This window comes from Mesorhizobium sp. B2-4-18 (assembly GCF_006441385.1).
GTDB lineage: Bacteria > Pseudomonadota > Alphaproteobacteria > Rhizobiales > Rhizobiaceae > Mesorhizobium > Mesorhizobium australicum.
On sequence record NZ_VFUW01000003.1, the window covers coordinates 49,142 to 73,606 of the forward strand.

A 24,465-nucleotide genomic window follows, 5' to 3' on the forward strand; every position below is an offset into this window, starting at 1 on the left:
TGGCCGACGCTGCACTCCATGGCGCCATCATGACCCATCAAGCCTCCATTCCGTTGACAGCCCGCATCGCAGCCCAATCCCACTTCCGCACGCTGCGCCTCGGCACGCCGTTCCAGCCGCGCCTCGACGCGCTGGCCAAGACCCAGGACTGGTACAATTGGGCCGGCTACCGCGCGCCGCATTCGCTTTGGGACGAGGAGCTCGAATATTTCGCCATCCGCAGTCAGGCAGCACTCTTCGACATCTCGCCGATGACCAAATACCGGATCGAAGGACCGGATGCCCAGGCCTTCCTCGACCGCGTCACCTTGCGCGATGTCACCAAGCTCAGGACCGGCCGCGTTCATTACACCGCTTGGTGTGACGACGAGGGTTTTGTGCTGGACGACGGGACGCTGTTCCGACTTTCGCCGACCCACTTCCGGCTGTGTTCGCAGGAGCGGCATCTGCCGTGGCTGCTGGACAGCGCCCTTGGTTTCGACGTCATCGTCGAGGAAGAGACCGAGGCCGTCGCCGGGCTCGCCTTGCAGGGGCCCACATCCTTCGCTGTGCTGCGCGACGCCGGTTTTGCCGGTGTCGAGAGGCTGAAAATATTCGACCTTGCCGAATTCCCGCACGACGGCGGCACGGCCATAATTTCACGCACCGGCTTTACCGGCGATCTCGGTTACGAACTGTTCGTTCCGGCCGAAAAGGCGCTGAGCCTGTGGGATCGGCTGATGACAGCTGGGGAACTGCGCGGCATCAGGGCAATCGGCTACACCGCCCTCAACCGTGCCCGTATCGAGGCTGGGCTGATCGTCGCCAACGCCGATTTCACCACCGCCGAACATGCCATCCGCGCCGACCGGTTGCGCATGCCCGACGAGATCGGGCTCGGCTTCATGGTCGATCTGGACAAGGGCCATTTCAATGGCCGCCGCGCCATCCTCGAGGCCCGCGCCAAACGCAAGCTTCGGCATGTCCTCGTCGGACTGGAGATTGAAGGCAACATCCCGGCCGAACACGCGATCGTCTATCACAGGAAGAGCCAGGAGGTCGGCCTAGTCAGCGCCGCCATGTGGTCGCCGATGGCCAAGCGCAACATCGCCATCGCCTCGCTGGCGCGGCCCTATGGCGATACCGTCGTGGAAGACCTCTGGGTCGAGATCTACGCCATGCGCGAGCTGCAGTACCAGAAGCTGATGAAACGGGCCAAGGTGGTGGCGCGACCCTTCATCAAGCTCGACCGCCGTACCGCCAATCCGCCGGCGGATTTCTGACCATGACCGAGGGAGCGGGCAAGCAACAGGAAGAAGGTGAAGCCGCCGAACAGTGGGAGCTGGTCAACACGCCGCTCGGCGAGAAATGGTCTGGCCGCACGCGCTATGCCGCCGCCATGTTCTTCTACAAGCGCGGCGAGATGAGCGCCGAGACGCTGGAGGTCTATCGCATTTGCGCTCGGCTCGATGCGGAAAACCCGCTGCCGATCATTCGCGATCGCGGCGTCGGCAAGGACTGGCTGAAGCGCATGGGCTTCGAATAAGGCGTCCTAACCTATCGTTCTTTCCAGCATGCTTAGCCAGTTGCGGTAGGCAATCTTTTCGATCAGCGCGCGGCCAAAACCGCGCGCCGCCAGCGCATCGATGAGTTTCGGCAGGCCGGCAACGTCGCCGATGACCGCCGGGATCATGGCGCCGTCGAAATCCGAACCGAGACCGACGCCATCCTCACCCAAAGCCTGCAGCAGGGAATCGATATGACGCACCATGATGTCGAGGCTGGTGTCGGCATTCATGCGGCCGTCCTCGCGCAGGAAGCCGGTGGCGAAGTTCAACCCGACCATGCCGCCGGAGTCGCGGATCGCGCCGAGCTGCCAGTCGGTGAGGTTGCGCGAATGGCCGCAGATCGCATGCACGTTGGAATGGGTGGCGACCAGCGGCGCATCGCTAAGCGCAGCGACGTCGCGAAAACCCTTCTCGTTGAGATGCGAGAGATCGATCATGATCCTCAGTTCATTGCAGGCCTTGACCAGCGCCTTGCCGGCATCGGTCAGCCCCGGACCGGTATCCGGCGAGGATGGAAAGCGAAACGGCACGCCGTGACCGAACGCATTGGGCCGGCTCCAGACGATGCCGAGCGAGCGCAGGCCCGCGGCATGCAGCACGTCGAGCATGGTGAGTTCGGGATCGATCGCCTCGACGCCTTCGATATGGAACACCGCGGCGATCGTGCCTTGCGCCATGGCATTGCGCACATCGCCGGCGCTGCGGCAGATCGCCAATGCACCGGCGCGCTCCAGCCGGAAGAGGATGGACGCCATCGCGATCGTCGAGTTGAGCGCATCGGCGCGCGGCACCTCGGGCGGCAGCGGTTCGCTGTCGCTCGGCGCCGAAGGCACGGCGCTGCGCCGCGCTTTCTCGACCGGCGGCGGGAAGATGGCGAACATGCCGCCGGCGAATCCGCCGGCCCTGGCGCGCGGCAAGTCGATATGGCCGCCCGATTTCCCTTCGATGAACAGCTTCTCGACGTCCGCGTCTTTCGCCTGGTGCAAACGCAGCAGCGTGTCGTTGTGGCCGTCAAAGACGGGGACGAGGTCTGTTTCGGTCATATGGGGGATCATTCGGTCTGTTTGTCGGCGGGGCGATGTATCATATCTAGGCAAGATGTGCCGCCGGGGCAAATTACAAAGCCAACGGGACGGCTATGGCCGCCCGTTTAGCTCTGTTCCTGCACATCCGCTTTGTGTTTGCGGGGCTACTGCTTCAGCACATCCGCCCATTCCGGGTGACGGCGGAACTGGGCGTTGGCGAACGGGCAGAGCGGGATGATCTTCTTGCCTGCCGCCCGTGCGTCCTCGACGGCACGGGTGACGAGCCGAAGCCCGGCGCCCTGACCGCGAAAGGCGTCCGGCACTTCGGTGTGGTCGATGATCAGCTGGTGCTCGCCGATCTTGGTGAAGGTCATCTCCGCCTCGGCGCCGCCGGCGCCGCGCAGCACGTAGCGACCCTTGGAGCCGCGATCTTCAAGTTCGATCTCTGGCAATTGATCGCGCATCTCTACACTCCTTGGGCGATGGTGGCGAAAAGCCGCCGCGCCGCTTCGATTTCGTTTGGCCGCACCTCGTGCCCGCCTTCGTGCCACTCCACTGTGACATCGGCTCCGTCGGCGCGCAAATAGGCTTCGAGCCGCGCCGTCAGGTTCGGCGGGCAGATCGGATCGCGCCTGCCGGCGGTCACCAGGATGTGACGACCTGCAAGACTGCCCTTCACCTGCGGCTCGAACGGGATCAGCGGATGCATCAGCACCGTGGCGTCGAACAGGTCAGGGGTTTCGAACACGAGCGAAGCCAGGACGTTGGCGCCATTGGAATAGCCGAGGCCCAGCACGACCGATGGCTTCGCCGCCTCGACATGGGCCTGGACGAAGCCCGCCATCTTGGCCGTGGCCCGCGCCAGGTCGTCCATGTCATAGACGCCCTCGCCGGTGCGGCGGAAGAAGCGCGCGGCACCTTGCTCCGACACATCGCCGCGCGGCGAGACGATGGTGGCCTGGGGCGCGAGATCGCGCCCCAGCGAGACAAGCTGGCTCTCGTCGCCGCCTGTGCCATGGAAGACGAAAAGCAGCTGACCACCCGGCGAACCAGGCAGCACCTTGTGGGCGTAAGCGTCCTTGCTCATCGTCTCAACCCTCCAGCTTCTGCAGATGCTGTTCGAGATACGGCCGCAGATGCTGATGCTGCGTCGGCAGCTTCAGCGCCTCGCCGAGATGGGCGGTGTCCTCGTCCTTGTCGAAACCCGGCTCATTGGTGGCGACTTCGAACAGCACGCCGCCCGGCGTGCGGAAATAGATCGCCCAGAAATAATCGCGGTCGATCACCGGCGTCACCCCATAACCCGTATCCATCAGCGCCTTGCGCACTTCGAGCTGCTTGGCGCGATTCTCGACGGCGAAGGCGACATGATGAACGGAGCCGGCGCCGAGATCGGCGAAGGGTGCGGTCGGCAGCGTTTCGATATCGACAAAATCGGCGCCATTGCCGTTCTTGACGGCGAGCCGCCTGACATTGCCTGACTTGTCGACCTCCTCGTAACCCATGAACTTCAACAGCTCCTCGGTGGCGCCGCCATCCTTCAGCCTCAGCGAAACCGAGTGAAAGCCGCGGATCGCCTCGTCCGCGGCAATACCGCCCTTCACCCAGGGCGCCCTGCCGTCGGCCTTGTCCTCGACCAGTGCAAAGCCATCGCCGTCCGGGCCGGCAAATGCGAGCCGCTTCTCGCCAAAGCTTTCCTCGCGGGCGACATTGGTTACGCCTTCGTCGGTGAAGCGTTTTTCCCAAGAGGCGAGCGTTCCTTCCGGCACGGAATAGACCGTGGTGCCGACTTCGCCGACGCCAGGACGGCCCTTGCCGATGTTGGGAAACGGGAAATAGGTCATCACCGAACCGGGTGTGCCGGCCTCGTCGCCATAATAGAGATGGTAGACGTCGGGCGCGTCGAAATTGACGGTCTTCTTGACCCGGCGTAGGCCGAGCTTGTGGGTGAAGAAATCATTGTTCTGCCGTGCATCCCTGGCCATCGAGGTGACGTGATGCAGGCCCTTGATCTGGTCGAGCATGGTCTCTGCTCCTTCCCTTGGTGTTTGTGCGGCCCTCGCCGTTCTCCTGGCCAATATGAGGATACGAGCGAGTATGGCAAAGGCTGCAAACACAGGATGGACTGTGCCTTAAAAGTGAACAATCCCAAGATCCTTGTTCACCGTTTGGCAAACAGCCCTGGTCTTGCGCGGTGGATGGAATCGGTTCCATGTGCGCATTCGACGTGCTGGAGAGGGGTAAGCGCAAGTGACTGGAAAAGGCAGGCGGCCAAATGTCCTTCTCATCACTTGCGACCAGTGGCGCGGCGATTGCCTGTCGGCTGTCGGCCATCCCCAGGTGAAGACGCCGAATGCCGATGCGCTGGCCGCCGACGGCGTGCTGTTCAAGCGCCATTACGGCGGCGCGGCGCCTTGCTCACCGGCCCGTGCCTGCCTCTACACCGGCCTCTATCAGATGAACAATCGTGTCTGCCGCAACGGCACGCCGCTCGACGCCCGCCATGGCAATATTGCGCTCGCCGCGCGCAGCGTCGGTTACGATCCGACCTTGTTCGGCTATACCGATGTGTCGCTCGATCCGCGCCAGCTTGCACCGGCCGATCCGCGGTTGCACAGCTATGAGGGTGTTCTGCCCGGCTTCACGGCGCGCCAATTGCTGCCCGAACATCAGAAGCAGTGGCTGTCCTGGCTGAAGCAGCAAGGCATCGATGCCGGCGCTGGAAGTCCTGACATTCATCGTCCGGTGGGCGAGGTCGACGGTGCGGTGACCGAAGCGCCACCCGTCTACTCCAGGGACCAGACGCCGACGGCCTTCCTTGCCGGCGAGTTCATCCGCTGGCTGGGCGAGCAGGACGAGGCCACGCCGTGGTTTGCGCATCTTTCCTTTATCAGCCCGCATCCGCCCTTCATCGTACCGGAACCGTACAACACTCAATACGATCCCGCGGACGGCCCCGCTTTTCACCGCGCGGAAAGTTGGCGCGCCGAATCTCAGGGCCACCCCTACGTCGCCTATGATCTCGATCGCCAAAAACGAGCGAAGTTCCGCCCCGGCGCCGCGGGCAAAGTGCACGACTGGAGCGAGGATGATTTCCGCCGCATCAGGGCGATCTATTACGGCATGATCTCGGAGGTGGACGCGCAGCTCGGCCGCCTGTGGCAAGCGCTGAAGACCGAAGCCGCGTGGGACAACACCATCATCGTGCTCACCTCCGACCATGCCGAAATGATGGGCGACCACTTCATGCTGGGTAAGGGCGGCTATTTCGACGGCAGCTACCATATCCCGCTGATCATCCGCGATCCACGCCACCGCAAGGCTGCCGGCAGCGCTGTCGATCGCTTCACCGAAGCGGTGGACATTTTGCCTACGCTCATCGACCTGCTCGGCGTGGCTCCCGAACCGCACCTTGACGGATGCTCGCTGAAACCCTTCCTGAGCGGTGGAACGCCCGCCATTTGGCGCGACGCCGCGCACTGGGAGTTCGACTTTCGCTCGATCGCCGGCGGTGAAGCCGAACGGCACTTCGGCATCACCTCGCGCCAGTGCAACCTCGCTGTCATCCGCACGAAGAAATTCAAATACGTGCATTTTGGCGGCGGCCTGCCGCCGCTGCTTTTCGACATGGAGGACGACCCTGGCGAATTGAAGAACCTCGCCGGCAGCCCGGCACATCGTTCGACCCGGCTGGAATTCGCCGAAAGGCTGCTCGCCTGGCGGGCCGAACATCTCGACCAGTCGCTTGCCCTCTTGGAACTGACGGAAAACGGAGTGACTGGATACTCCAGCTCGCAAGCAGGGCGGTAGGGGGATTACCCTACCGCCCTGGATCCTTGCCTATCGAAGTATTCTTACCTGTCGAAGTATCCTTGCCTACCGGACGATCAGACGCTGCTCGTCGCGCTTCTGGGCGTAGGAGCCCTTGTCGTAAGCCGCTTGCTTCTCGAGCTGCTCCTTGGTGAAGGTCGTATAAAGGTACTTCTTGCCGTTCTTGTCGGTCATGAACTTCAAATTATCCATGCCGACCGCGACCTCCTTCTCGCCAATGCCGAGGAAGCCGCCGACATCGACGATCACGGCGTCGGGTTTCTTGTCGGGGGTCAGCACCACATCGCCGATCTCACCGACCTTGGCGTCGTTGGCGCCATAGACCGTCGTGCCCTTCAGGTCGTCGCCCCTGATCTCTCCAACCGGCATCTCGGTAAGCTTGGACTTGTCGATGGCGGCGGTCTGTGTCTGGTCAGGAGCCGTGGCGTCAGCCGGCGCCGCCGCGGTCTTGTCCGCCGGAGCGGCGGCGGGAGCTGTCGCGGCGGACGGCGCCGCTGCGGGCGCGGTTGGCGCCGGTTCATTGGATGCCGTCGTTGCCGGCGCCGGATCATAGGCCTTGCGGTTGAAATCCGGCTGCGCCTGCAGCTCTTCCTTGGTGGTCTGCGCCACCAGCCAGCGGTCGCCGTTCTTCTGTGCCCACTGCGCCTTGGCGAAATCATAAGCCACGTTCTTTTCGCCCATGCCCAGGAACCCGCCGACGCCAATAATCAGCGACTGCGCCTTGCCTTCCTTGGTCAGCACGATGTCGTTCACATCGCCGATCTTCTGGGCGTCATCGCCGGTGCCGTTGTAGACATTTTCACCGATGATGTTTGTGGCCAGGTTGCCATCAGCCTGTTTGACCGGCTCGGCGTTCGTGGACTGCTGTGCGGTGTCGGTCGATGTGGCCGGCGCTTGTGCGGTCGTCGCTGCGGCCGGGGCCGGCGCGTAAGCCTTGCTGTCGAACTCCGGATGCGCCTTCAGTTCGTCCTTGGTGGTCTGCGCCACCAGCCAGCGATCGCCGTTCTTCTCGGCCCATTGCAGCTTGTCGTAGTCGAAGGCGACATTCTTGGTTCCCACGCCAAGGAAACCGCCGACGCCGATGACGACGGATTTCGCCATGCCGTCCTTGTCGAAGACCACGTCAGTGACCTTGCCGATATTCTCGGCATTGTCGCCAGTGCCATTGTAGACGGTTTCGCCGATGATGTTGGTGACGATGCTGCCTTCAGCGCGCGGCACCGGCGCCGTCGCGGCCGGCTCCTGGGCGGCGGGCTGGTTCGCTGGGGCTGGGGTTGCAGCGCTCTGCGCGAAGGCGCCGGTTGCAACCATTGTCGCAAGGGCGGTCGTCGCTAAAAGGGTGCGGATCATGATGGTCTCTCCTCGTGCCTGATTTCGTACATGCCGCGCCCGGTTGAACCCCTCGCTGGGGATCGGACGCGACATCTCTGCAGGTTCACAACGTCGTGACCATGCTGTTGTTCCGACAAAAACCGCGATGGCCGAAGCCAGAATCCAAGAAGCGGATCCGACCGCCCGTTGCCGAAAACCAGGGTCTGGCCAGAGATTCCGGCCCTGCCGGAACTATTCCTGGTTTGACGCGTTTCAGCCGTTGGCTGGGCTACCCCGGCCGGTTTGAGGTGAGCAGCGGAGCGGGGCATGAAATTCGCAGCGGTGCTGAACCGGGACGGCGGCACCTTGCGCACCACCGATCTCGCCGCCTTTTCGGACCGGATGCGTCAGACGCTGGAATCGGCGGGCCACTCTCTCAGCATCGACATCGTTGCCGGCAAGGACGTCGTGGACACTCTCGACAGCGCTGCGTCGCGCCACACCGTCGACGTCGTGCTCGCCGGAGGCGGTGACGGCACCATCTCGGCCGCGGCCGCCAGGCTGATGGGCAGGAAAAAGGCGCTCGCCATATTGCCGGCCGGCACCATGAACCTGTTCGCGCGCGGCCTTGGTATTCCGCAGTCGCTCGATGCGGCGCTGAAATCCTTTGCCGACGGCGAAATCATCGCGGTCGACATGGCAACGGCCAATGGCCAGCCTTTCGTTCATCAGTTCTCGATCGGCATGCATGCCAAGATGGTGCAACTGCGCCAGGGCATGGAATTCGGCTCACGCCTGGGCAAGATCGGCGCTTCAGCCAAGGCAGCCTGGGCAACGATCAAGAACCCGCCGGCAATGAAGGTCACGCTCGGCATCGGTGAAGCGGAGATGACTGCCCGCATATCCGGCCTCGGCGTGACCAACAATCTCTTCGGCGAAGGTCACCTGCCCTATGCCGACAATCCGGCCGGTGGCGTGCTCGGCATTTACGTCACGGTAGCGCAGCAGCGCGCCGAACTGGTCAAGTTTTTGTTCAACGTGGCGCGCGGCAAGTGGCGTGACAACGAACATGTCGAAATCCACCAGGCCGACAGGGTGACCCTCAAAATCCATTCCGGCGGCAGGAAATTCCGCGCCGTCATGGACGGCGAACTGGTCAGGCTCGATCGTGAGACGACGATCGAAATCAAACCTGGAGCGCTCAATGTGCTGGTGCCGGCCAGCGTCGCCCAGGTGAAGGCCGCCTGATGCTGTGTGAAGTCATCAAGGGACTGACTTCAGCCGGAGGGCGCCGGACTGGTGCTCGGCGGCGTGGGGACATGTTGCTCGTCGCTGTTCGGCGCCTTGATCAACACGCCGTAGATCTCGGCGACGCCCCAGGCGACGAGCACCAGGAGCAGTCCGGCGATCAGGATTCGGAACCCATGCCAGCCCCACCGCCCCTGACGCGCTTTGTTTTCGGGAATGTTCCTGGCCATGGCGGGTCCTCGTCTGGTTTCGCGTCGGCTGACGCGATCGGCAAATCACGCTCGGGTAACGGTCCCTCGCAAGGATGGTTCCGGCTGCAGGGCTGTCCCGGGCCGGCGACGGTGAGGACATCAAGGCAAGCCACGGGAACTTGGTTTGAATAGCAGGGTGGAAACAGCAGCCGATCTGCCGGCCGAGGTTGCGCGCGCCGTGCAGGACGAGCACCGGCTGGCCGTGTTGCACTGGCTTGAGATGCTTGATACGGCGCCCGACCCGGATTTCGACCGCATCGGCGGCTTTGCCGCCGCCGTGATGCGCGCGCCGATCGCGCTGGTCACACTTGTCGACCTCGATCGGCAATGGTTCAAATCCTGTTCTGGCATGGAAGAAACACAGATTACGACAGCCATCTCCTTCTGTGCGCACGCCATCGCCGCTGGCGATGAGCCGATGGTGGTGACGGACGCAGCAGCCGACCAGCGTTTCCATGCCAATCCGCTGGTGACCGGCAAGCATCATGTGCGCTTCTATGCCGGCGTCCCGATCATTGTCGCGGGAGCGCGGATCGGAACCCTTTGCGTCATGCACCGCAAGCCGGGTGCCCACCCGTCCCGCTCCAGGCTCGACCAGTTGAAAACGCTCGCCGGCCTCGCCGGCAGCCTATTCACCCTGAAGCACACGACCCGCACCGGCGCTGTCGCCGAAGCCGCGCTCGCGCGAGGAAAAGCGGCGCGCCGTCGCCCTCGATGCTGCTTCGCTGGCAAGTTGGGCCTGGGACGTCCGCACCGACGTCATCGACTGCGACGTCCGATTGCCGGAATTGTTCAACCTGCCGCGCTCGACACGGTTGCGGGCCCGCGACGTTCTGACAGCCATCGATCCCCGCGACGTCCACCAGACCGAAACCAGCTTTCGTGATGCCTTGACCGGCAGTGACGACTATTTTGGCGAATACCGGGTGAATGGCTTCCATCCACCGCGATGGGTGGCCACGCGCGGCCGTGTCATCGAGCGCGATAGCGAAGGCAAGCCGACGCTGATTTTCGGCGTCAACTACGACATTTCGGAACGCAAGCTCGGTGACGAACGGCAACGGCTCCTGCTGCGTGAACTCAACCACCGGGTCAAGAACACGCTGGCGACGGTCCAGGCGCTGGCGACACAGACCGTGCGCCATGCCCGCCAGCCGAGCGAATTCCTCGAAGCCTTCAGCGCGCGGCTTCAGGCCCTGGGTATCGCCCATGGTCTGCTGTCCGACCGCGAGTGGCGCGGTATCGGCATCCGCGAACTCGTCCAGATCGAGATCAGGCCTTTCGACAACGCCGCCCAGCCGCGGCTGGCAATCTCGGGCGCCGATCTGCTGCTGTCGCCCGATCAGGCCGTCGGCCTCGGGCTGATCTTGCACGAATTGGCCAGCAACGCGCTGCAGTATGGGTCACTGTCGGTTGCGTCAGGCAAGGTTGATCTCGACTGGAAAGCGCAAGGCAAGAATGGTGACAGGCGCCTGGTGTTCACCTGGCGCGAAAGCGGCGGTCCTGAAGTCGCGCCGCCCGAGCGGCAAGGCTTCGGCTCGATCCTCATCCGGCGCAGCCTGGCCAAGGTGATTTCGAGCGAAGTAACTCATGAATTCCGGCGCGATGGGGTCTTCGCCGAAATATCGATGCCGCTGGAAGATCTGTCGAGATGACGTGAGCATGGCCGCTGGCGCGACTACCCCTCGCCGGCATCCGGGTGGTGGTCGGTGTCGGACTTCACATTCTCGCGGTAGATGGCATAGGCCGCGAGTGCCACGGCTGGACCAAGAATAACCCCGAGCCCACCTTTTCCCTTGAGCCCACCTTTGAGCAATGCCGGCAGCACAGCGAGCGCGGCCGTAATGCCGATCGCTTTCATGTCGGTCTTGCGCCGCCTAGCCTCGCGGCGCATCCGCGTGCCCGACATCAGCCGATGGGTCAAAAGAACAAGGCCTGCGATGACCAGAAAGCCGACACCGAAACCAAGCGCCGCGGCCAGCGATCCATAGCGGGCCGATGCCCAGATATAGGCCGCGCCGACCAGGAAGCCGATACCGCAAAACACCGCCAGCGCGGCAAGCATATAGACGATGGCCGCCGTCCGTGCTCGACGTATGGCGGCCACGGTTTCGCCCGAGGCGAAACCCGAGAGCAACGATGCCAGCAGTCCCATCTCGGCGGAACTAGCGACGCGTGAGCAGCGCGAACAGGAAGCCGACGCCGGCGGCGATAGCCAGCGACGTCACCGGCTTTTCGCGTACGCTTGCCACCATCTGCGCCTCGATATCCCTGGCATTACCGCGCAAGCTGTCGAAGGCGGCCTCCCCTTGGGCGCGCAACTGTTCGACGCCTTCGGCCGCCGCGCGCCGCGCAGTGCCGTAGCCGTGTTCACCGGTCTTGGCCAATTGTTTGGTGAGCTTGTCGATATCGGCCTTCAGCTGCCTGATGTCGGCTTCCAGATCCGGATTCGTCCGCGCTTCGTTGGCTGTCTTCCCTGCGACGGTGGCCATTGCTTAACTCCTTGTGATTGCTCGATTTCAAACGCACCTTGCGTCTCAAGGTTCCGATGTCGGGACAAACTACCCGAAAACCCGGTCACGCGCACCCGATCCGCCCCGGCAAGGTGCGGTCAGATCAGCGGCCGGCGGCCCTCCGCCAGCCCTTCCCAGCCGGCGAGCTGTTTCAGACCTTCAATGTCGACGACACCGCAACCGCCGTCGCCAGACTATCAGCTGACGGTCCATCAGCTTGCGGATCGTCTTGTTGGTGTGAACCAACGACAAGCCAAGCGTATCGGCGATGTGCTGCTGCGTGATCGGTATCTGGATGGACTGCGTGCCGTTCAGGCCCACGACCTTGGCGCGGCTGGCGATGAAGGCGACAAGATAGGCGGCGCGTTCGATTGCGCTGCGGCGGCCGACACTGAGCAGGTTCTCGTCCAGCATCCGCTCTTCACGCGAAGCGATCCAGGTGATGTCGTAGGCGAGGCCCGGATGGTTGCGGTAGATCTCGAGCAGATTGTCGCGTTCGAACACGCAAAGCAGCATTGGCGACAGCGCCTCGACGGAATGCTGCATTTCCCCCATGACGCTGCCTTGCAGACCGATGAGATCGCCGGGCATGAGGTAATTGAGGATCTGCCGGCGGCCGTCCTGCAGCAGCTTGTAGCGGAACGCCCAGCCGGACAGCACCGTGTAGAGATGCGCGCTGTGGCTTCCTTCCACGAGAACCGTGGCACCCTTGTCGACCGCGAGTTCTCCCTTCTTGAACTTGCTGATGAAGGCCAGCTCCGGCTTCTCGAACTCCCGGAACACCGGCAGGGACCGCAACGGGCATTGCTCGCAGGGGTATTGACGGCTTGAGGAAGAGCGCCCGGTCTGGCTCGGCATTTCGACCCCCTTGCGAATGCCTGCCGTGAGCAGGTCTGTTTTTGCGTGTTGCCGAGATCGGCCTGTCGGCGGATGTCTTTTTTAAATGACAACACACCAAATTGCGATCATGACTCCCGGCGTTTCAAGGAGCAATTGCCTGTGCCCCAATTACTTGATGGATTGCGCATTCTTGTCCTGGAGGATGAATTCCTCATCGCCATGGATGTCGAGCAACTCTGCCGTGACCACGGTGCAGGCGAGGTGGTGGTTGCCCGCGATTTGGCCGAGGTCGATGGCCGGAAGGTCGCGAAGGATTTCGACGCGGCCATTGTCGACCTGATGCTGGGTGGCGCCTCGACGCTCGAATTTGCCGCGGGCCTTCGTGAGACCGGCGTCCCGTTCGTGTTTGCGTCCGGTTATTCGGATGCGGATGAGATCAAGGCGTCTTTCCCGGGGGTAAGGCTGGTCACCAAGCCCTATTCGGGCGAAGACCTCGTCGAGGCCGTGGCGCTGGCCTATGGTCGCGGCTCCCCTGGCTGAGACTGACGCGACAACGTCCGAATCGCCGTTATGCGGCCCCGCATTTCAATGCGCAGCCGTTCCCGTGACCTGAGCCGAGATCGCGTCGGGGCCATACTCGTCCTCACCTGAGATTTTCAGGATTTCCTGCAGGCGCGTGCGGGCCCTGCTGACGCGGCTTTTGATCGTTCCGACCGCGCACCCGCAGATTTCGGCGGCCTCCTCATAAGAAAAACCCGATGCGCCGATCAGGATGATGGCTTCGCGCTGGTCCTCCGGCAATTGCTCGAGTGCCCCGCGAAAATCCTTGAGGTCGAGCTGGCCGTGCTGGGCCGGGTGCACTGCAAGCCGGGCCGTCATGATGCCGTCGCTGTCCTGCACCTCGCGACCGCGCTTGCGCATTTGCGAATAGAATTCATTGCGCAGTATCGTGAAAAGCCATGCCTTGAGGTTGGTGCCGGGCTGGAAGCTTTCATGCTTGTCCCAGGCCTTGACCAACGTTTCCTGAACGAGGTCATCGGCCTTGTCGGCATTCTGCGTCAGCGACACGGCAAAGGCCCGCAAGCTCGGGATCGCCCCAAGCAGATCGGTCTTGAAGCCTTGGGAGACCGCTGCCATGTCCCTAGTCCTTCTTCTGTGCGGGTTCGGCCTGTTCCAGTTGGCTGAGCAACTGGGCGAAGCGATCCGGCACATTGTCGGAGACCAGCTCGTCGTAATATTGTTTGAGTTTGCGTCCGATTTCGGAATTCGGCCCTAACGGATCGCCGTCGCCGTTCCGGCGCCTGCCCGTGACGCCAGCCAGAATATCTTTGGTCATGTCCTTCATTTCGCCCTTTATTTCCCAGAACTCAAGCCGCTCACAACACAACACAAGGCAAGCGGCACCCTCGTCTGGTTGCCCATCCCGGCACTAAAACGCCATTGCCGGTGATTCGTTCCATATCGGCGGAACTTTTTCAGAAAAGCGGCGTTGTTTCCCACGGGGCTTGCAATCGGCATAGCCTGGAATCCGTTCAACGCGTCATCTGAGGGAGACGTCTATTATGAGCTTGTCCGCCACCATCGCTCCGCATCTGCCGTTCCTGCGGCGCTTTTCGCGTGCCGTCTCGGGATCGCAGGAGAGCGGCGACGCGCTGGTCGCCGCGATGCTTGAGGCGATCATTGCCGATGTCGACATCTTCCCCGAGGCGTCGAGTGACCGGATCGCACTATACAAGGTTTTCGCCAAGCTCTTCACATCGGTTGCCATCCGCGTTCCGCAAGAGCAGACACAGGCGGGCTGGGAACAGCGCGCGGCCGCCAATCTCAATGCGATCGCGCCGCTTCCCCGCCAGGCCTTCCTGCTGGTTGCCGTCGAAGGTTTCAGCGAGGACGAGGCGGCCGAGATCCTCGATGTCGGCGACCAGCAGTTCTCCGAGCTGCTTGCCCAGGCAAGCAACGAGATTTCCCGTCAGGTGGCGACCGACGTGCTGATCATCGAGGATGAGCCGCTCATTGCCATGGATATAGAGGAGATGGTCGAGAGCCTCGGCCATCGGGTGGTGGGCACGGCGCGCACCCATGCCGAAGCGGTGACGATGTTCGGCAAGACCCGACCGAAGATGGTGCTGGCCGACATCCAGCTCGCCGACGGCAGCTCGGGCATCGAGGCGGTGAACGAAATCCTCTCGTCGACATCGGTGCCGGTAATCTTCATCACCGCTTTTCCCGAGCGTCTGCTGACCGGAGAGCGTCCGGAGCCTGCTTTCCTCGTGACCAAGCCGTTCAATCCCGACATGGTGAAGGCGCTGATCAGCCAGGCGCTCTTCTTCGACCGGCAGGCCAAGGCCGCTGCATAAATCGCGGCCTCCGCGAGCCGGACAAGGACATAAAAGGCCACTGGGTGCGATGCATTCGGTGGCCTTCTTGACAAGCCGGATCGGCCGCCAGCGAATTTCCAGCCCGCGCTGCCTGGAACGGTTTGCAAGCATCGGCTTTTTCGGCGAATGGTGGAACAAACCGCATTTACCCACGTTTTCACCGTATCATTGGAAGGAGATGAACCATGCTTTACTGGGCGCTCGTATTTCTCGTCGTGGCGATTATTGCCGGCGCGCTTGGTTTCGGCGGTATCGCCGGCACATCCGCCGGTATCGCGCAGATATTGTTCTTCATCTTCCTCGCATTCCTGGTCATTTCGCTTTTGGCCGGCCTTTTCAGACGGGCGTGAGCCTGGCGACTGAATAGAGGAACACTGGAAGCCGCACCCCTCAAACGGTTTCCAGCCACCGCCGGGCGGTGTCCTTTACTGGACGCCGTCCGGCGGACCGCTTTAGGAAGGGTGGTTATCCCGATTCATTTGGAACCGATGTGGCAGGTGAGCGGTTCAGTCTGAGTTGGGGTGGACAGGTTGACCGATGCGCTCGAGGACTTCAGATAGAGAGGAAGGCGCACGGGGCGATGAAGTGATCGCCATGCACCCCGCCGAGAGCGGCATGCAGCTTGGCCGGGCTCTTCTCCACGCGCTCCACAATGCCGGCATTTCCGTCCTCTATCAGGATCGCGAGATGAAGACCGTATGGGCCCGCAACATGCGCGCCCCGTGGGCCTCCGACGATGTCGATGGCAACGGCATTTTGCCGACGGCGCAGACCGACCGCATCGGCGCCGCCAAGCGCGATGTGATCGCGACCGGCAATCCCCAGCGCCTTGAAATCAGTGTCCCGGTCGAGAATGGCGTTCGCTGGTTTCAGATTTGGGTCGATGCCGACCGAGGCGACGATGGCGATGTACAGGGCGTCGTCACCACCATGGTCGAGACGACCGAGCAAAAGCGGCGTGAACAGACGTTGACGACGCTGCTGCGGGAAGTCAGCCATCGCTCGAAGAACCTCCTGGCGATCATCCAGAGCATCGCGACCCAGACCGGTCGCTATTCCGACGGCATCGGCGATTTCCTGACGCGCTTCCGCGGCCGGCTGCAGTCGCTGGCCTCCTCCCAGGATCTGGTGACATCCTCCAATTGGCGAGGGGCAGCCCTTCATGAACTGGTGGCGGGCCAGGTCGGCCGCTATGGCGCGAACCCGTCGCACAGCCTCCGTTTTCGTGGCGCCAATCCTTACCTCAATCCCAACGCCGCACTGCATATCGGGCTGGCGATGCATGAACTTGCCGTCAACTCGTTGAGCTACGGCGCCCTGTCCCGGCCGGATGGCTTCGTCGAGGTTACCGCCCAACTCGACGCTGCTGCCACGGGGGAGGTTGCGCTGTCGCTGACATGGGCCGAAACGATAGAAGCCAATCGCGGTGGCGGCGGTCAACGGCGATTCGGAAGCGTCGCGTTGGAGCGGGTGGTGCCGGCATCCCTGAATGGAACCGCAAACCTGGATATCGGCGAGAGCCACCTCGAATATCGCCTTGTCGTGCCGCACAGCAATTTCGAGACGCAGTGAGAGCGTGGCAAACAACAATCCTTAACCGGCTGTTCACCATAAGCGCGGATGCTGTTTTTCCCAGATACCGTCGGAACCTGCCCCGCTTTCGGAGATTGTTGGCAGGCTCGAAGCACGGTACGGGAGGAATGTCTTGACGATTGCCGACATGAACAGATTGGAACAAGCCGCCCGTATTTCGATGGGCGAATTTCTGGAATCCGAACCCTCCATGGAGGCACTCCCTGAAGCAGGTAGGGGGTTGATGAAGGGGATCGTTCTTGCCGCGGCCGCGATCATGGTGCTGGCCATTTTCTGGCAGTTGACCTGACTAAATCTGCTCTCCTCTCCGTCGCGCCAGTTGAAGTCGCCGGGCAGGCCAACGCCGCATCGTGAGGAGCCGCGGTTTTCTCCGAACTATTCGCGTAACGCTGTTGGAATGACAGGAACTTTTTGACGATGCCGGCCGTTAATGCGGCCAGAGGAACATCTGTCATGGAACACATAGCCGCGTTGCTGCTGGTGATCGGCTGCTCGAACACGATGGCCGAATGCCGGGAATTGCAGGTCCCTGTCAGTGTTTTTGCGACTGCTGACGAATGCACCGCAGAGCGCCCCTTCGCGATGGGCGACGTGCGGGGGCAGGCGCAGCATGTCGTCGCCAAATGCCTCGCGGTCGATCCCGCCTTGGAGGACGACTATGATCAGATTGTCTGGAAGGTGCGGCCAGATGGTAGTCTTGACGCTTCGTTGGCCATATCCAACCTCGTCATGGCATCTAACACGAACCGCCCAGAAAAAGACGACCTTAGCCAACAATAAATTGCAGCAGCAAAGGCCGTCGTTTCGTGCTAAATGGCGGTTGGAGCTTACCAAAGTGTGGACACAAGTGAGGAGTGACTCTATGCGGAAAATACTTATTGCCATGGTTGCGGTGGTTGCCGTCAGCGGCTGCACCACGACCGAGCAGGACGTCGTCGGCGGCGGCTTGATCGGCGCGGGCGTGGGTGGATTGGTCGGCGGCGGCAAGGGTGCCCTGATCGGCGCGGCCGTCGGTGCCGGCTCCGGCCTGCTGGTTCGCAACCTGCGCAACGGCTACTGCCAGTATCGCGACCATCGCGGCCGGATCTACACGGCCCGCTGCAACTGATTCAGCGATAACAAGTCAAAATCCGGAGGCCCAGGGGCCTCCGGATTTTCGTGGCTGGGAGTCGGCCGCTAGGGCCGCTGACGGGTGGGTTTCAGCCGGCCAGTGGAATTTTGATTTCCACCTTGAGGCCATCGGCCTGAAAATCGCGTCTGATCGTGCCGCGCAGCTCGCGCGTGACATTGAGATCGATCAGCTTGGTGCCGAATCCCGTCCGCGATGGCGCCTCTACCCTCTTCTTCCCCGCCTCCCGCCAGTTCAGCGCCAGCGTCCGCTCGCGCCCCCGCCCTTCCAGCGACCAGTTCACCTTGAGAGCGCCAACGAAATTGCCGGCTTCGCCGTATTTCAGCGCGTTGGTGGCGAGTTCATGAAAGGTCAGCCCAAGCGCCTGCGTCGTTGTTTCATCGAGCAGCACCTCCGGGCCTGACAGGAGCCCGTCCGGCAGTTCCTTGCCGAACACCTGGCCAAGCTCGATGCGCAGCAGATCGGCAAGGTCGGCTTTCTGCCAGCGCGAGCGCGTCAACATGTCCTGCGAGGCGGCCATCGCCTGCAGCCTGGCCGAGAAGGAAGCGGAAAACTCATTGACGTCGGTTGCCCGCGAAGCCGTCTGCCGCGCGATCGCCAGCACCCTGGTGATGGAGTTCTTGATGCGATGCTTCATCTCCTGCAGCATCAGGTCCTTTTCGAGCAGGCTTTTTTCCGTCGTCTCGTGCAAGGCCGACACCGCGTCATAGGCTCGCTCCTGATAGCGCGCCACCAGCGCGATGGCGCCTGCCAGGAGCAGGCCGAACAGCCCCAGCATCACGGGGATGGCGCGCGAAGAGGGTTGCGAGAAGGCGCTGGTTGGCCTGAACAATACGGTCCACGGGCGTCCGGCCACGGTCATCTTGCGGGTGACCAGCAGCCGGTCTCCCAGGGATGAGGCCGGTGGCGTCTCCGAGCGGAACAACAGGTTGTCGCCGTTCACCGCTCCATCATAGATCTCGGTGTTGACCGGCAGCAGCGGCGCACGGCTGAGCGCGATCTGGAACAGGTCCCGGGCCCGAAAGGCCGCATAGAGAAAGCCGGCGGTCGAGGACCGCGATGCGTTGATGACCTCCGGTGCCGTTTCCACATTGAGCCGCACATAGACCAGGAAGCCAGTGAAAGTCTGCGCCACGCCCGTGCCCTGGCCGAGTTGGACCAGCCCGCTCGCATGCTGCTGGTCGTCGGCCATGGCTTTTTCGATCGCCGCACGCCGCACCGGCTCGCTGAACATGTCGTAGCCGATGATGGTCTGGTTGGACGGATCGAGCGGCTCGAAAAGCGCGATCGGCGTGCGCCAGGCCTGCGTCGTATCCGGATAGACCGGATGACTGGCGCCGAAATCGTGGAGGGTGTCGCGTTCCACCGCTGCCTCGTCGCCCGTCCTGACCAGCCGCAGGAAGCCGATGCCTCGCAGGCCGGCGAAATTGTTGTCGACATCCAGCGCCTTGAAGAATGCCTTGAACTCGTTCTGGGAAATATCGCCGTTGCGTGCGTCGAACAGGGCCTGTGTCGAGCGCAGCAGCGACAGGTGCAGGTCGATGCGGCTCTCGATCCGGTTGAGGGCGTCATCGGCCGCCCCTTCGAACTTGATGCGGGCGGCTTCCTGCGTCGCGAAATAAGCGAACCCCGCCATGGTCATGCTGATCAGTGCAACGGCAATGAACGCGACGATTGGAAAAAGCTTCTTCAACGGATGATGCGGTCCATGAGCAAAACAGGACCTTTTATGGGCAAGTCGCCGGGCCAACACAATGGTCAGGCCACACCATCGTGATCACTGGCATATCACGTGACCGGCAACGGGGCGTGCCCGAAGCGGCCTGACCGGCCTCAGGCGGCGATCTTCAGCGCGCCCGGCCCCGGTATGGCACCTGGAGGACATTTGCCCAGGATGATCATCCCAAGCACCTCGTCCTGCGTGACGTCAGTCGTGCGGGCGGTACCGACCACCTGGCCATTCTTCATCACGCAGACACGGTCGGCCAGCTCGAACACGTCGTGGATGTCGTGGCTGATCAGGAAGATGCCGATGCCATCGGATTTGAGCTGCCTGACCAACTCGCCGACCTGGGCGGTTTCCTGGGGCCCAAGTGCCGCCGTCGGCTCGTCCATGATCAGGATGCGGGCATTGAACAGGATCGCGCGGGCGATCGCCACCGATTGCCGCTGACCGCCTGACAGCTTGATCACCGGCTCCTTGAAGCGCTGGAAGCGGGGATTGAGCCGCCCCATCACCTTGCGCGCCTCGGCCTCCATGGCGACGTCGTCGAGCGTGCCCCAGGCGGTCATCAGTTCGCGGCCGAGGAACAGGTTGGCGGCGGCATCGACATTGTCGGCCAGCGCCAGCGTCTGGTAGATCGTCTCGATACCGTATTTCTTGGCGTCGCGCGGGTTGGAAATCGCTGCCTCCTCGCCATTGACGAAGATCTGGCCCGCATCGCGTTTGTAGGCGCCGGACAGGATCTTGATCAGCGTCGACTTGCCGGCGCCGTTGTGGCCGAGCAGTGCCACGACCTCGCCGGGGAAAAGATCGATCGAGGCGTCGTCGACGGCGCGGATGCCGCCGAAGGCGATCGAGATGTTGCGCATGTCGACCAGCGGCGTGCCAGTGGGCGCAGTTGTGAGGGCCCTTACGGGAGCGGTTTTGTCAGCCATGGTCGTATCCCTAAACCCGCTTGCGATAGACGGTGTCGAGCCAGACGGCGATGACCAGCACGGCGCCGACGACGATGCTCTGCAACGGCGAATCGACACCGAGCAGCACCATGCCCGACTGCAGCGACTGCATCAGCAATGCACCGAGCATGGCGCCGATGATGGTTCCCGAGCCGCCGGCAAGCGAGGTGCCGCCGATGACGGCCGCGGCAATGACCAGCAGCTCATCCAATGTTCCCAGCACATTGGTGGACGAGTTCTGCCGGGCCGACGAAATGGCGGCGGCGATCGTGGCCAGCACGCCCATGATCATGAACACCTTCATGGTGATCCAGCGCGTGTTGATGCCGGCGAGATTGGCCGCTTCCGGATTGCCGCCGATAGCAAAGACATAACGGCCGAAACGGGTGCGGTTGGTGATGAAGGTCATGACCAGACCGACGGCGACCGCCATCAGCACCGGTATGGCGATGCCGTGGGCGATGAACAGCCCGCCCTCCGGCACGGTGTTGTTGGCGGCCGCGTACCGGTTCACGATCCCGATCGGCCATGGATAGGAGTTGGCTAGCCAGACCGCGCCCATGATGACGGCGCAGGTGACGACGCCGAGCAGCGTCTCGGCCCAGATCGGCCGCAGGGGGAAGCGGAAGCGCTTGCGCTGGACCCGCCCGTTGAACAGCGCGAACACGACGGCCAGGCAGGCGACGATGCCGACGACCCAGCTCCAGGTGGCGCCGATCGATCCGGCCGGTCCGCCGCCCATAAGCTGGAACGTGGCGTCGAGCGGTGCCACCGTCTGGCCTGACGTGACCCACCAGGCGGCGCCGCGCCAGACCAGCAGGCCACCCAGCGTGACGATGAAGGCCGGCACTTCGAGATAGGCGATGACGAAGCCCTGGAAGGCGCCGATCAAAAGCCCGAGCGCCAGACCGATGACCAGTGCCAGGACCCAGATCCATGGGTTGCCGAGTTCAAGTCCTACGAACCGAACCAGGAAATGTACCTGCGCAAAGCCCATGACCATGCCGATCAAGCCCTCGGCGGAACCGACGGACAGGTCGATGTTGCGCATGACGATGACCAGCACCATGCCGCAGGCCATGATGGCGACCGCGGACGTCTGCACCGACAGGTTCCACAGATTGCGTGGCGTGAGAAACGTGCGGCTGTCGAAATCGAGCGGATTGACGCCAAGACGCAGGCTCGAAATCACATGCAGCGCGACCCAGATCAGCAGCAGCGCGCCGATCATGCCGAGCATGCGGGTATCGATCTCGGTCGCCTTCAGGAACCGCGCGACCGCGCCGAGTTCCGACGCACGCGCCGTATCGGCCTGCGAGGTTGCGGTCGTGTCGGTCATGATGTCCTCCCAGCGGCTTGCCGCCTGACGCGGATGCCGGACCAGAGCCCAGAAGTTAGCCGCCAACGGCGGAAACACAAATCTTGTTGGGAAAACGCCGCGGCTTGGAAGCAATTCCGGGAAAAGTGCGTAGCGGTTTTTCGTCCGGAATTGCGAAAACAAGGAAATTGGAACGGCCAGTGTTCAGAACACTGACCGTTCCACGCCGCGGCGCTTCCGACTGTTCAGGCGATCAAGCTCAGTTGCAGGCCGCGACGCTGCCCGCGGCAACGCCCGTGCAGACTTCGTCCTTCTTGATCCAGCCGGCGTCGATGACGAGGTTGAGATTGTCCTTGGTGATGGCCACCGGGGTCAGGAACAGCGACTTTACGGTGTTGCCGCCAGGCGTCGTGAAGTCCTTCACGCCGGCGATGTCGGTCATCTTCTTACCGTCGGCGAGTTGCGAGGCGATCTCGGCGGCGTTCTTGCCGAGTTCGCGCGCGTCCTTCCACACGGATACGGTCTGGGTGCCGAGCGCGATGCGGTTGAGCGCGGCGTGGTCGCCGTCCTGGCCGGAGACCGGCACGGTGCCGGCGAGCCCCTGCGCCGTCAGCGCCGCGACGACGCCGCCGGCGGTGCCGTCATTGGCGGCGACCACGGCGTCGACCTTGTTGTCGTTGGCGGTGAGGAACTGTTCCATGTTCTTCTGGGCGTTGGCGGGCAGCCAGCCGTCCGTATAGGCTTCGCCGACATTCTTGATCTTGCCGCTGTCTATGGCCGCTTTCAGCACTTCCATCGAGCCCGAGAACAGGAAGTCGGCATTCGGATCGGCGCCCGAGCCCTTGATGAAGACGTAATTGCCCTCAGGCTTCACCTTGAACACTTCGCGGGCCTGCATGCGGCCGACTTCCTTGTTGTCGAAGGTCAGGTAGAAGACGTCCTTGTTCTCGACCAGGCGGTCATAGCCGACGACCGGGATGCCCTCGTCGAGCGCCTTCTGTACCGCCGGGCCGATGGCCGACGCGTCCTGCGCCAGGATGATCAGCGAATTGGCACCCTGCGAAATCAGGCTCTCGACATCGGTCAGTTGCTTGCCGGGGTTGGACTGCGCATCGGCGGAAATGTACTTGTCGCCCGCGGCCTCGATCGCCTTCTTCATGGCCGCCTCGTCGGTCTTCCAGCGCTCCTCCTGGAAGTTGGACCACGACACGCCGATGACCTTGCCCTTCGCCTGCGCGACCGACGCCAGCGTCAGCGACATGGCGACACCCGCCAGAATGGCGACTGTGAATCTCTTCATTATATCCTCCCTGCGCCCGCGTGTGGCGCGACCAAACTGGCCCTAAGGCCGGCACAAAGGCCCTATTTTTTCGAGCCTCGAAAAAACACTCGTCCATCGCCGGAACACTGTCAACATCGATTCTGACGGATTTTGAGGTGCCGGAAGCCTTTTTTCGAGCCCCGCAATAAATAAATGACAGCCCTAGCCGCTTCTGCCAGTATTCGACCCGTTGCCGGAGGTGTTCGAGGGGGCGTCAAGAACCGCGGCGACGGGGAGGAAATCATGTCGGTCGGAATCCGCCACGACGATCTGCGCCGGCGCAACCGCGCAATGGTGATTGGAGCCGTGCGCCGGGGTGGCCAGCCCTCGCGCACTGAGATCGCCGCCACCACCGCCCTGAGCCACTCGACCATATCGGCGATATCAGCCGACCTGATCGGCGAAGGTATCCTGAGCGAAGGCAAGCCGAACGAGGCCGGCTCACTGAAACGCGGCCGGCCGCAGGTGGGCCTTTGTCTCAACCCCGAGGCCGCGGCGGTCATGACCGTGGTGCTGTCGCTGAATTTCCTCTCCGTCGCCGTCATCGACTACGCCGGCCAGGTGATATCGGAGGAGCAGCGCCGGCTGGACACGCTGACCATGTCGCGCGAGGCGCTGATCGGCGAATGCGTGGCCATCGTCCGGCGCTGCCTCGAGGATCCCGACCTTGACGTCGCCAGCATCGCCCGCATCGCGCTGGCGATCCAGGGCATCACCGACACCGAGGCGCGCGCCATGCTGTGGTCGCCGATCACGCCACAGACGGACATTGCCTTCGCCGACATACTCGAAGCCGAATTCGGCATCCCCGCCACCATGGAGAACGACTGCAACATGATGGCTGTGGCGCTGCGCTGGCGCGACCCCGAGCGCTACCGCGACGACTTCATCGCCATCCTGCTCTCGCACGGCATCGGCATGGGCCTGGTGCTGAAGGGCGAGCTGTTCACCGGCACCCATTCCTCCGGCGGCGAGTTCGGCCACATGATCCATCGCCCGGGCGGCGCGCTCTGCCGCTGCGGGCGGCGCGGCTGCGTCGAGGCCTATGCCGGCAACTATGCCATCTGGCGTAATGCAGGAAAGATGGGTGAGGACGCCAAACCGGTCGACGTCAGCGACGCCGACATGCGCGCATTGGCGGCTACGGCGCGCGAAAGAGACGGACCGGAGCGCGAGGCCTATCGCAAGGCCGGCGAGGCGCTGGGCTATGGCCTTGGCAGCCTGTTCGCGCTGATCGATCCGGCGCCGGTTGCGATGGTCGGCGTCAGCGCCGCCGCCTTCGATCTGATCGAGCCGGCCTTGCGCGAGGCCATCGCCCAGACCGCCGGCGGCCAGCATTCGACGTCGATTTCCTTCGATACAGAGCCGAACGAATTGCCGCTGATCCGCGAGGGCTGCGCCATGCGCGCGCTCACCTTCGTCGACCAGGAGATTTTCGCGCCGGGCGTGCAGGTGAGATCCGGCAAGAACGTGGCCTGATC

At 63.0% G+C, this 24,465-nt stretch carries 26 protein-coding genes and 2 pseudogenes; 13 read left to right on the forward strand and 15 right to left on the reverse strand.

What is annotated here, in order from left to right:
• The first annotated feature begins 29 nt into the window (after positions 1-29).
• Both FJ527_RS07280 and FJ527_RS07285 read left to right on the forward strand, forming a co-directional pair.
• Positions 30-1,262, forward strand: coding sequence for an aminomethyltransferase family protein (locus FJ527_RS07280; protein WP_140823062.1), 1,233 nt, complete (start codon positions 30-32; stop codon positions 1,260-1,262).
• 2 nt (positions 1,263-1,264) lie between these two features.
• Positions 1,265-1,525: a hypothetical protein gene (locus FJ527_RS07285; protein ID WP_140616742.1), complete on the forward strand. Its 261-nt coding sequence runs from the start codon at positions 1,265-1,267 to the stop codon at positions 1,523-1,525.
• A 6-nt stretch (positions 1,526-1,531) separates the two neighbouring features.
• Here the strand turns inward: FJ527_RS07285 and FJ527_RS07290 are convergent, their stop codons facing one another.
• From FJ527_RS07290 to FJ527_RS07305, 4 genes are all read right to left on the reverse strand, one after another.
• Positions 1,532-2,590, reverse strand: a complete 1,059-nt coding sequence (locus FJ527_RS07290; RefSeq protein ID WP_140616741.1) for a dipeptidase — start codon at positions 2,588-2,590, stop codon at positions 1,532-1,534.
• Between the two features lie 146 nt (positions 2,591-2,736).
• Entirely contained in the window at positions 2,737-3,036 is a 300-nt protein-coding gene (locus tag FJ527_RS07295) for a GNAT family N-acetyltransferase (RefSeq protein ID WP_140822450.1), read from the reverse strand.
• Between the two features lie 2 nt (positions 3,037-3,038).
• Positions 3,039-3,659, reverse strand: a complete 621-nt coding sequence (locus FJ527_RS07300) for an alpha/beta hydrolase (RefSeq protein ID WP_140822452.1) — start codon at positions 3,657-3,659, stop codon at positions 3,039-3,041.
• 4 nt (positions 3,660-3,663) lie between these two features.
• The gene (locus FJ527_RS07305) at positions 3,664-4,596 is read right to left on the reverse strand and encodes a VOC family protein (RefSeq protein WP_140712723.1); all 933 of its coding nucleotides are present in this window, start codon (positions 4,594-4,596) and stop codon (positions 3,664-3,666) included.
• 226 nt (positions 4,597-4,822) lie between these two features.
• Between FJ527_RS07305 and FJ527_RS07310 the strand changes: the two genes are divergently transcribed.
• On the forward strand, positions 4,823-6,382 hold the full coding sequence (locus tag FJ527_RS07310; protein ID WP_140822454.1) for an alkaline phosphatase family protein: 1,560 nt from the start codon (positions 4,823-4,825) through the stop codon (positions 6,380-6,382).
• A gap of 66 nt (positions 6,383-6,448) precedes the next feature.
• On the opposite strand, the gene FJ527_RS07315 is transcribed toward FJ527_RS07310, so the two are convergent.
• Positions 6,449-7,753 (reverse strand): PRC-barrel domain-containing protein, encoded by a 1,305-nt coding sequence (locus tag FJ527_RS07315; RefSeq protein ID WP_015315406.1) that lies wholly within the window; start codon positions 7,751-7,753, stop codon positions 6,449-6,451.
• Between the two features lie 288 nt (positions 7,754-8,041).
• On the opposite strand from FJ527_RS07315, the gene FJ527_RS07320 reads away from it, so the two are divergent.
• Positions 8,042-8,962 carry a diacylglycerol kinase family protein gene (locus FJ527_RS07320; protein ID WP_140662967.1) on the forward strand — a complete coding sequence of 307 codons (921 nt, stop codon included), beginning with the start codon at positions 8,042-8,044 and terminating at the stop codon, positions 8,960-8,962.
• Positions 8,963-8,991: 29 nt separating this feature from the next.
• Here the strand turns inward: FJ527_RS07320 and FJ527_RS07325 are convergent, their stop codons facing one another.
• Positions 8,992-9,192, reverse strand: coding sequence for a hypothetical protein (locus tag FJ527_RS07325; RefSeq protein ID WP_023774118.1), 201 nt, complete (start codon positions 9,190-9,192; stop codon positions 8,992-8,994).
• Between the two features lie 145 nt (positions 9,193-9,337).
• On the opposite strand from FJ527_RS07325, the pseudogene FJ527_RS07330 reads away from it, so the two are divergent.
• Positions 9,338-10,868: pseudogene (locus FJ527_RS07330) on the forward strand (HWE histidine kinase domain-containing protein).
• Between the two features lie 23 nt (positions 10,869-10,891).
• Here the strand turns inward: FJ527_RS07330 and FJ527_RS07335 are convergent.
• From FJ527_RS07335 to FJ527_RS07345, 3 genes and pseudogenes are all read right to left on the reverse strand, one after another.
• Entirely contained in the window at positions 10,892-11,368 is a 477-nt protein-coding gene (locus tag FJ527_RS07335) for a hypothetical protein (protein ID WP_140822456.1), read from the reverse strand.
• A 10-nt stretch (positions 11,369-11,378) separates the two neighbouring features.
• Positions 11,379-11,705, reverse strand: coding sequence for a DUF883 family protein (locus FJ527_RS07340; RefSeq protein WP_015315401.1), 327 nt, complete (start codon positions 11,703-11,705; stop codon positions 11,379-11,381).
• Between the two features lie 119 nt (positions 11,706-11,824).
• Positions 11,825-12,584, reverse strand: a pseudogene (locus tag FJ527_RS07345) (Crp/Fnr family transcriptional regulator).
• Positions 12,585-12,725: 141 nt separating this feature from the next.
• Between FJ527_RS07345 and FJ527_RS07350 the strand changes: the two are divergent.
• On the forward strand, positions 12,726-13,106 hold the full coding sequence (locus tag FJ527_RS07350; protein ID WP_167331110.1) for a response regulator: 381 nt from the start codon (positions 12,726-12,728) through the stop codon (positions 13,104-13,106).
• Positions 13,107-13,151: 45 nt separating this feature from the next.
• On the opposite strand, the gene FJ527_RS07355 is transcribed toward FJ527_RS07350, so the two are convergent.
• Positions 13,152-13,703 carry an RNA polymerase sigma factor gene (locus tag FJ527_RS07355; protein ID WP_010911883.1) on the reverse strand — a complete coding sequence of 184 codons (552 nt, stop codon included), beginning with the start codon at positions 13,701-13,703 and terminating at the stop codon, positions 13,152-13,154.
• A gap of 4 nt (positions 13,704-13,707) precedes the next feature.
• Positions 13,708-13,911, reverse strand: coding sequence for a NepR family anti-sigma factor (locus FJ527_RS07360; protein ID WP_140616734.1), 204 nt, complete (start codon positions 13,909-13,911; stop codon positions 13,708-13,710).
• 217 nt (positions 13,912-14,128) lie between these two features.
• On the opposite strand from FJ527_RS07360, the gene FJ527_RS07365 reads away from it, so the two are divergent.
• The 6 genes from FJ527_RS07365 to FJ527_RS07385 all read left to right on the forward strand — a co-directional run bounded on the left by FJ527_RS07365 (position 14,129) and on the right by FJ527_RS07385 (position 17,645).
• A complete protein-coding gene (locus tag FJ527_RS07365; protein WP_015315397.1) occupies positions 14,129-14,923 on the forward strand; it encodes a response regulator in 795 nt (264 codons plus the stop codon).
• A gap of 206 nt (positions 14,924-15,129) precedes the next feature.
• Positions 15,130-15,294 carry a DUF1328 domain-containing protein gene (locus tag FJ527_RS07370; protein ID WP_010911886.1) on the forward strand — a complete coding sequence of 55 codons (165 nt, stop codon included), beginning with the start codon at positions 15,130-15,132 and terminating at the stop codon, positions 15,292-15,294.
• Between the two features lie 187 nt (positions 15,295-15,481).
• Positions 15,482-16,516: a sensor histidine kinase gene (locus tag FJ527_RS07375; protein ID WP_140822458.1), complete on the forward strand. Its 1,035-nt coding sequence runs from the start codon at positions 15,482-15,484 to the stop codon at positions 16,514-16,516.
• 133 nt (positions 16,517-16,649) lie between these two features.
• Positions 16,650-16,826, forward strand: a complete 177-nt coding sequence (locus tag FJ527_RS29260; protein ID WP_015315395.1) for a hypothetical protein — start codon at positions 16,650-16,652, stop codon at positions 16,824-16,826.
• A gap of 164 nt (positions 16,827-16,990) precedes the next feature.
• Complete coding sequence (locus tag FJ527_RS07380; RefSeq protein WP_140822460.1) at positions 16,991-17,317, forward strand: hypothetical protein; 327 nt, start codon at positions 16,991-16,993, stop codon at positions 17,315-17,317.
• 82 nt (positions 17,318-17,399) lie between these two features.
• Positions 17,400-17,645 carry a YMGG-like glycine zipper-containing protein gene (locus tag FJ527_RS07385; RefSeq protein WP_027141909.1) on the forward strand — a complete coding sequence of 82 codons (246 nt, stop codon included), beginning with the start codon at positions 17,400-17,402 and terminating at the stop codon, positions 17,643-17,645.
• Positions 17,646-17,736: 91 nt separating this feature from the next.
• On the opposite strand, the gene FJ527_RS07390 is transcribed toward FJ527_RS07385, so the two are convergent.
• The 4 genes from FJ527_RS07390 to xylF form a co-directional block, all read right to left on the reverse strand.
• Positions 17,737-19,359 carry a CHASE domain-containing protein gene (locus tag FJ527_RS07390; RefSeq protein WP_140662975.1) on the reverse strand — a complete coding sequence of 541 codons (1,623 nt, stop codon included), beginning with the start codon at positions 19,357-19,359 and terminating at the stop codon, positions 17,737-17,739.
• A gap of 140 nt (positions 19,360-19,499) precedes the next feature.
• Positions 19,500-20,324: an ATP-binding cassette domain-containing protein gene (locus FJ527_RS07395; protein ID WP_015315391.1), complete on the reverse strand. Its 825-nt coding sequence runs from the start codon at positions 20,322-20,324 to the stop codon at positions 19,500-19,502.
• Positions 20,325-20,334: 10 nt separating this feature from the next.
• Complete coding sequence (locus tag FJ527_RS07400) at positions 20,335-21,684, reverse strand: sugar ABC transporter permease (protein ID WP_140822462.1); 1,350 nt, start codon at positions 21,682-21,684, stop codon at positions 20,335-20,337.
• Between the two features lie 238 nt (positions 21,685-21,922).
• Positions 21,923-22,963 carry a D-xylose ABC transporter substrate-binding protein gene (gene xylF, locus FJ527_RS07405; RefSeq protein ID WP_140822464.1) on the reverse strand — a complete coding sequence of 347 codons (1,041 nt, stop codon included), beginning with the start codon at positions 22,961-22,963 and terminating at the stop codon, positions 21,923-21,925.
• 264 nt (positions 22,964-23,227) lie between these two features.
• On the opposite strand from xylF, the gene FJ527_RS07410 reads away from it, so the two are divergent.
• Positions 23,228-24,463, forward strand: coding sequence for an ROK family protein (locus tag FJ527_RS07410; RefSeq protein ID WP_140822466.1), 1,236 nt, complete (start codon positions 23,228-23,230; stop codon positions 24,461-24,463).
• Positions 24,464-24,465 lie beyond the last annotated feature (2 nt).